Origin of the sequence: Pseudomonas avellanae BPIC 631 (assembly GCF_000444135.1) — a bacterium.
In the GTDB taxonomy this organism is placed as follows: Bacteria; Pseudomonadota; Gammaproteobacteria; order Pseudomonadales; family Pseudomonadaceae; genus Aquipseudomonas; species Aquipseudomonas avellanae.
Genome location: NZ_ATDK01000583.1, coordinates 1 through 7,428, shown reverse-complemented (window position 1 = coordinate 7,428; position 7,428 = coordinate 1). Strand labels below are relative to the sequence as shown.

The window sequence follows — 7,428 nt, the reverse complement described above, 5'->3', positions numbered from 1 at the left end:
TTTTCGAAATAAGTTACCCATAACCTGCAAGCTAAGCTATTGATAAGATTTGAATTTTCCGTTAGTTGGTGGCTGATTTTTTCGAAAACAGTACACTAGGGTTCGGCCGGATCGAGTACGCCTATTCTGAGCTTGTGAAGCTGGCCGGTATTGATATGACCGAGTGCCGACTTATTCAGGAAAATGAACGGGCTCATTTTTGCACTCGACGATTTGACAGGACAGACGAGGGCGAGAAATTCCATGTCCAGACGCTGTGTGCATTGGCCCACGCAGACTTTACGAAGCCCGGCGCGTTTAGCTATGAGGAGGGGTTTCAGGTTTTGCGCAGGCTTAAGCTGGCCAGGGCTGATGCTATCGAGTTCTATCGTCGAATGGTCTTCAACGTCATGGGCTGTAACAACGACGATCACACGAAGAATTTCTCAGCCTCAATGGACCAGACTGGCGAGTGGGTGTTGTCGCCAGCCTATGACGTGGCGTGGTCGTACAGAGCTGACTCGCCTTGGGTGTCAAGTCACCAAATGAGCATTAACGGCAAGCGTGAGGGTTTTACCCTCGCTGATTTGCGTGAAGTCGCTAAGCAGATTGGGCGATTTAACCCAGAGCCGGTGATTGAGCAGGTTAGAGAAGCGATCAAGCTGTGGCCAGAGCATGCAGCCGCTGCGGGAGTACGTGAGGAAGTGATTTTCGGTATTTCAAGAACGCAGCTTCTGGATCTTAAAGCCAGGTAGTCAAGTCACTGATCACAGGGCATTCCTCAGCGTCTGCAATTGTGCCACCTGACGAGTGAATTCACTGTGTGAAAGGCGCTGAGGCGGGCGAGGGCGCAGGGCGTCGCTGATGGCGCTGGTGGGTAACCGGGTGAGGCGCGAAAGCACCTGCCATTGCTCGGCGATCACCAGCCGTTCGAAACCCGGATGCAACTGGCGAGCGCGGCGCAGGATGTCCTGCTGCAGGCTCTTGAGCAGTGTTTGCTGGCCGCTGCGCCTGCGCAGGAATTCGGCGCTGGCCCGCAGGTGCTCGGTTAGTTGACGGCGAGCGAGCGACGCTGGCTTGCGTAGCGGGCCTTCGCGCAGGGCGACATGCCACAGGCCCACGCCAATCAGCAAGGCCAGTGCCAGCAGCGCCTGAGGAAAATTGCGCAGCAGCAGGGTCAGCAAGGTGTCGTGATCGGTTTCCAGCACCATGGTCACGTTGCTGTCCTGAGTCAGATACCAGAGCAGCCAGGCATTGTCATGTTCGCCAATGGAGTGGGTTTTCCACAGGTCGGCGTCAGTCACAACAGTGATCAGCCCTTTGCCACGGCTGATCTGTAACAAGTGCGTGGCGTCGGCGCTGTTGGCCCAGGACTGCGCGTGATCCTCCGGGTCTTCCAGGTGAAACGCCGGGTCGAAACTCATGTAGGCCGGGGCGCGTTCGTTTTCAAGGTACAGACGGGTCAATTCCGGCCAGGGCGTCTTTTTGCGTTTGGGCGCGGGTGTCATCAACGGGATGGGCAGCATGGGCTGTGCGTCGCTCAGCTGTTGATCCTGTGCATTGATGTCTTTGCTGAGGTATTGATGAATCTGCAGCCTGTCGAGCAGCAGATCGCCACTGCGGCCCTTTTGCTCGTCCCAGAGTTGTTCAGCGACAAACAGCAGATGCCCGCCTGATGTGACCCAGTTCAGCAGTTGCTCGGTTTGCGCGGGCGTCATGCTTGCCCGGTCATTGAGCAGCAGCAGGGTCTGTGTGCGCTGACCCGGATCGGGCGGTTGCGCCAGTGTGTCGGTGGTCGTCACCTCCAGCGAACGGCCGCGCAGGAAGTGTTCAGCCGCCAGCCAAGGGTTGGCCCTCGCTTCTGGAGAAGGGCCCTCATCGACCGTCTTGTCATAACGCTCCAGATTTCGGCCCAGATAAAGCCCCGCGCCGGTCAGCAACAACAGGGCCAGCAGTAGCCAGAACAGTATTCCGAGACGCTTACTCATGCCTTCACCGCCGCATTGAACAGGCGACGCCAGCCGTCACAAAGCTCCTGCCGGGCCTGAGGCGGCGGCGGGCGATGGCCATAGGCGAGGTTTTGCCAATGCACGGTCAGGTTCTGGCTGAACTCACTCAGCAGGGGCTGATTGAGCGAAGCGATACGTTGCAGGACCTGACCTTCGGTGTCGGCATTTTTCAGCGGCAGCCGATAGTCGCTTAGCAGGCGGCTGAGCAACGCGCGGTACAACAATCCCAATGCTTCACGAGGCTGACTGTTCCACAGTTGCTCTGCCTGGCCTGCGACATCGTCAGGCAGACTTTCTGCACTCACTTGCAGGCCGAAAAGCTGTTCTGGCGCCACGCGGGCGGTTTTGGTCTTTTTACGGGGAGTGCGCCTTACAAACGTCTTGAGCCAGCCTCTGTAGTGCCAGAGCACCAGGCCTGCCAAGCCGATGACGAACCCCCACAACAACACTTCGATCAGGCTGGCGAGGCTGCTAGCTGCCTGCGCGATCCGGTCGAGCCAGGTGATCAGCCAGCCCTGTTTGTCGTGATCGCGAAGTTTTGTCCTTTTCGGGAAAACGCCAGGCTGTTTGCGTCTTGATGTTCTTGAAGGGAGGTTGCTGCAGCACGCCCTGTATCTCGCTTTGGGCGGCTTCGCTGGTCAGCGTCTGATGGGTAAGACGCGGCGCGTCTGGTGCAGCCAGGGACGGATCGGGTTCGGTCTGGTCGGTTTCAGGCAGCGGGCAGCTGTAACTCTGCTGATCGGCCAGGACCGGGGCGGGTGCTGTCGAGAGCGCCAGTCCGACACCGATCAACAACACGTAAGCGCTGCCGATCAGGCGCTGGCGCAGGCGTCTGAAAACCAGTTCGATATCCCACGCTTCGAGGACCGTACGGCGATTCAGGTAAAGGGTAAAGCCGCACGCCACATAGATGGGCTCCCAGAGCACTAGCGCCAAGGCATAGAACAGGTTGGTCAGGTGGTCGATCCAGAGCCACTGGTTTTCAACATCCACCAGGTTGAACCAGTGCCAGTCGGTCTGGATTTGCTGCGGGATCATGGCATAGAGCAAGAACAGCAGCCCGATCCACAGCGCATACTCAAGGTGCGCGCCGACGATGGTCAGCAGTCGTGCCGCGCGCAGGTCTTTCTGGCTGAGCAGGTTTATGCGCAGGGCACGCTCTGTGCCTGCCAGATGCTCGAGTTGCTGCACGGGCAGTTGAAAACTGCGACTCAAGCTGAGCCTTCGCCATAGCAGGCTGGGCAACAGCTGGTGTTTCAGGGTTGCAGGCCACGCCTTGAGCGCTTGCATGAGTGTCGGCGTGGCACCGAACAGTGATTGCGACAGGATGAGCAGTGGCAGGCGCTCGAACGCAGGCTTGAGCCACCAGAACAACAGAATGGCGGCCGAGGGGTAATCCCAGAGCAGAACGCTGAGCAGGCAGAAAAATGGCAGCGTGACTAGCGCCCAACTGCCCATCAGCAAGGCGCGATGCCGACCGGCAAGCAGCACGCCCAGATCGATGGCTTCCCAGGGCGAACGCGGGCGTATGGCGACGTTCGACTCAGTCAGGCGCATGAAAGGTACGCCCTGCCAGGATCAGATACGCGGCCACCAGCAGCCACAGGGCAGTGCCCACCAGGTATTTGATAAGCGCTCCGGGCCAGGTCATTGATGACCAGTACGCCTCTATAAATGCGGCGATCAGCAGGAACAGGATAACCCCGCCAATCAGTTGCACGCTGGTTCTGGCTGCAGCACGCAGCGCTGCACCGCGGGTCAGCCTGCCGGGGGCTAGCAAGGCCCACCCCAATTTCAGGCCCGCCGCCCCGGCCAGAGCGATAGCGGTCAGCTCGAAGGCGCCGTGGCCGATGACGAATGTCCAGAAGGTCTGACCGTAACCGATGCCGGTCAGGTGGCCGGCAACCGCGCCGATCATCAATCCGTTGAAAAACAGGAAGAACAGGCTGCCCAGCCCGAACAGCAGACCGCTGGCGTAGGTTTGAAAGGCAATACCGATGTTGTTCATGATGTAGTAGCCGAACATCATCCAGTCGGCGTCCGAGGCCCTGTCGATGGACTGGCCTATCCGGCTGGCTGAAGGGTCATACATGCTCTGCATGTCAGCGACCTGTTCCGGGCTGACGACGCTGTAGATCAGGTGTGGAAAAACGTACACCAGCAACCCCATGCCGATCAGGCTGCCGAAGAACAGCAGGCCGGCAACCAGCACGAAACGCCACTCGGCTCGCACCAGGCGTGGGAAGCCGGCCAGAACGAAGCCAAGCAGCCTGGCACCGGCGGCGCTGCGGTGACGGTAAAGTTGCTGGTGGCCGCGCATGGCCAGTTGATGCAAGGGATCGACCAGATAACTGCTGTAGCCCCGCTCCTGGGCCAGCGCCAAGTGGTGACAGATGCGTCTGTAGTCGCCGGGAAACGTTTCGCTGGCAGTGGCGTCCGCCTTGCCACGCTCCAGCGCGTCAAGACAATGCCCGAAGCGTTGCCACTCATCTTCATGACGGGTTTCAAACAGGCTCTGCTTCATCGTGGCCCCAACAGGTTGCGGGCGATGCCGTTCACCTGCGCGACGGCTTTGCCTGCGGGTATGCGCAGGGGTTCGGCAAGAATGGCGGCCAGCTCCTGAATGCGTGCGCTGGACAGCTCTCCATGGCGCTCCGCCAGGCCGAGCACTGCACGCTGTTCATCCAGATGCAGGGCAAACGGCGCAACAATCGGCTGCGCCTCCGGCAGGACGGGGCGCGTTACCGGCCGGTCGATGTAGACCACCAGCGTGCCGGCCGCGAGATCTCCCAGGCGCTTGAACCGAGGGTGGCTCAGGCAGGTGACCGCGCCCAATCCATAACCCAGAGGCAGCATGTCGACGAAGCGCAACAGGTTGCGTATGAGCGATGAAGACCAGTCTATGGGCGTGCCATCGTCGTGAACGACGCGCAACCCCAGGGCTCGCTTGCCCGGTGTGCGGCCTTGGCTCAGCACCTCGAACAGCACCATGTACCACCAGTTCACCAGAAAAAACACAATGGCGCCCAGACCGATGCCGAGCTTGTCGAAGAACTGCAGAAACAGATAGAACACGCCAATCAGGGCGCCACGAATGGCCAGGTCGATGCCGAACGCCAACGCACGGGACACCAGGCCTGCGGGGCGAAGAACCATATCGATGCCTTCTGGCGTCTCGATCTCGATGCGCGTGTCCAGTTGCATGTTCAGCGCTGCATTCCTTGGCAAAAAAAGGGAAGGGGTGGACATGTCTGGATGGGTGAAGGTGCTCCTTCAAGCCAGAGCCGATGCTAGCTACCGCCGCGGAGCTAAGCAACAGACCATTTGATACGCGAGCTGTAAGAAAACGTTTCCTGGAGCGCAGGACCTTACCCAATTAGCCAATGACACCTATCACGCCCTACACTTCGCGGGTCTTCTGTTCAGGATCAGCCCGTGACTTCCAGCATTTTCTGGTACGACTACGAAACCACCGGTATCAACCCGCGCAACGATCGAGCGCTACAGATGGCGGGAATTCGCACCGATGCCGAGCTCAATGAAATCGCGCCTGTGGTCAATCTTTACTGCCAGCCCAGCGACGACATTCTGCCCCATCCCGCAGCCTGTGTGATCACCGGCATAACCCCTGCCACGCTGGCAGAAAAGGGCTTGTGCGAGGCGGACTTCATGACTCGCGTGCACGCCGAGCTTGCTGCGCCCGGTACGTGCGGTGCCGGCTACAACACGTTGCGTTTCGACGACGAAGTCACCCGCTACAGTTTTTATCGCAACTTTTTCGATCCTTATGCGCGCGAGTGGCAGGGCGGTAACAGTCGCTGGGACCTGATTGATGTAGTGCGCGCGGCCTATGCATTACGTCCCGAGGGTATTGTCTGGCCCGAACAGGACGGGCGAGTCACGCTCAAACTGGAGCGCCTGACCGCCGCCAACGGTATTGATCACGGGCAGGCCCATGATGCGTTATCCGATGTGCGTGCAACTATCGCTCTGGCGCGTCTGATTCGCGAAAAACAGCCCAGGCTTTACGACTACCTGTTCACGTTGCGCACCAAACAGAAAGTCCAGGAGCACATTCACCTGATGAAACCTCTGGTGCATATTTCCGGACGGTTTTCTGCGGCACGCAGTTATCTGGGCGTGGTAGTGCCGCTGGCGTGGCATCCGCATAATCGCAATGCGCTGATCGTCTGTGATCTGCACCTGGATCATTCCCCGTTGTTGCAGTGCGATGCTGAAACGCTCAAGCAGCGCTTATATACCCGGCTTGACGCACTGAAGGAGGGCGAATTGCCGGTGCCGCTCAAACTATTGCATATAAACCGGTGCCCGGTGATCGCGCCCTTGGGCGTACTGCGCAGCGAAGATCAGCAGCGTCTGAAACTGGACATGGCAGGCTATCAGGCGCGCGCAGCGCAGTTGAGTGAAAGCCGCGAAGTTTGGCAGGATAAATTGCAGGTTCTGTACGGCAAGGATGACTTCGTTGCAAGTGAAGATCCCGAGCAACAGTTATATGATGGCTTTATCGGTGACCGCGATCGCCGGTTGTCCGAGCAAGTTCGACAGGCCGAGCCAGAACAGTTGGCCCGTGACGCATGGCCGTTTGATGACGCTCGCTTGCCCGATTTGTTATTCAGGTATCGCGCTCGCAACTTTCCCGAGACCTTGAGCACCGCGGAGCAACATCGTTGGCAGGATTTCTGTCGGCAGCGCCTGAGCAGCCCGGAATGGGGGGCGCCCACTACCTTGCAGGATTTTACCAGCGCGCTGACTGAATGCTCGCTTAGCGCCACTCCAGAGCAGTTGGAGGTGTTGCGGCAATGGCAGGATCATGCCCTTCAATTGAGTAAACGCCTGGGTTTATAAAAAAGCCGGGCAATAAAAAACGCCAGCAAGCTGGCGTTTTTTCAATCGCAATGTATAGCGACCTTGTGAAGCTTAGCCCAGCAGAGTGGCCCAGCTTTCAACGTCGTCACTGCCCCACTTGGCTTTCCACTCTTTCAGCGTCTTGTGGTTGCCACCTTTGGTTTCGATAACTTCGCCGTTGTGCGGGTTCTTGTATTGCTTGACCTTGCGAGCGCGCTTGGTGCCGGCAGGTTTAACAGCGCCGCCACGTGGGGCCTTGTTTACCTTGGCGTCCGGATCCAGCAAAGCAATGATGTCACGCAGCGATTTTTGATATTCGCCCATCAGCGTGCGCAGCTTGCCTTCGAATTCCAGCTCGGTTTGCAGTTTGTCGTCTTGCGACAGATTTTTCAAACGGGCTTGCAGCTCTTTGATGGCTTCTTCGGTGGCGCGGTATTCGTTGATCAGGGACATGAGGCGACCTTATGTTGTGAAGGGTGGCAGGGACACAGTGCGACAATAATAGTCACTGTAAATGAGCAAGTAAACATTAAATAAAAGTTTTATTTGAATTATTTAGGGAAGGTCTGAAGTA

Annotated in this window: 5 protein-coding genes and 2 pseudogenes; 2 read left to right on the top strand and 5 right to left on the bottom strand. The window is 58.3% G+C overall.

Annotated elements, in window-relative coordinates; all coding sequences use genetic code 11:
- Positions 1-95 precede the first annotated feature (95 nt).
- Positions 96-734, top strand: a pseudogene (locus DW49_RS0127465) (type II toxin-antitoxin system HipA family toxin); the annotation flags it as partial.
- 12 nt (positions 735-746) lie between these two features.
- Here DW49_RS0127465 and DW49_RS0127460 read toward each other — a convergent pair.
- From DW49_RS0127460 to DW49_RS0127445, 4 genes and pseudogenes are all read right to left on the bottom strand, one after another.
- Positions 747-1,967 carry a DUF4350 domain-containing protein gene (locus DW49_RS0127460; RefSeq protein ID WP_005620216.1) on the bottom strand — a complete coding sequence of 407 codons (1,221 nt, stop codon included), beginning with the start codon at positions 1,965-1,967 and terminating at the stop codon, positions 747-749.
- Positions 1,964-3,545, bottom strand: a pseudogene (locus tag DW49_RS01000000128975) (DUF4129 domain-containing protein). Before DW49_RS01000000128975 ends, DW49_RS0127460 begins: the two are co-directional and overlap by 4 nt.
- Complete coding sequence (locus DW49_RS0127450) at positions 3,532-4,512, bottom strand: stage II sporulation protein M (RefSeq protein ID WP_005620214.1); 981 nt, start codon at positions 4,510-4,512, stop codon at positions 3,532-3,534. The pseudogene DW49_RS01000000128975 and the gene DW49_RS0127450 overlap by 14 nt, the downstream one beginning before the upstream one ends.
- Entirely contained in the window at positions 4,509-5,192 is a 684-nt protein-coding gene (locus DW49_RS0127445) for an RDD family protein (RefSeq protein ID WP_005620213.1), read from the bottom strand. The genes DW49_RS0127450 and DW49_RS0127445 overlap by 4 nt, the downstream gene beginning before the upstream one ends.
- 231 nt (positions 5,193-5,423) lie before the next feature.
- Here DW49_RS0127445 and sbcB point away from each other — a divergent pair, with 231 nt between their 5' ends.
- Positions 5,424-6,854, top strand: coding sequence for an exodeoxyribonuclease I (gene sbcB, locus DW49_RS0127435; protein WP_005620212.1), 1,431 nt, complete (start codon positions 5,424-5,426; stop codon positions 6,852-6,854).
- A 72-nt stretch (positions 6,855-6,926) separates the two neighbouring features.
- Here the strand turns inward: sbcB and mvaT are convergent, their stop codons facing one another.
- Positions 6,927-7,307 (bottom strand): histone-like nucleoid-structuring protein MvaT, encoded by a 381-nt coding sequence (gene mvaT / locus DW49_RS0127430; RefSeq protein ID WP_002554971.1) that lies wholly within the window; start codon positions 7,305-7,307, stop codon positions 6,927-6,929.
- Between the last annotated feature and the right edge of the window lie 121 nt (positions 7,308-7,428).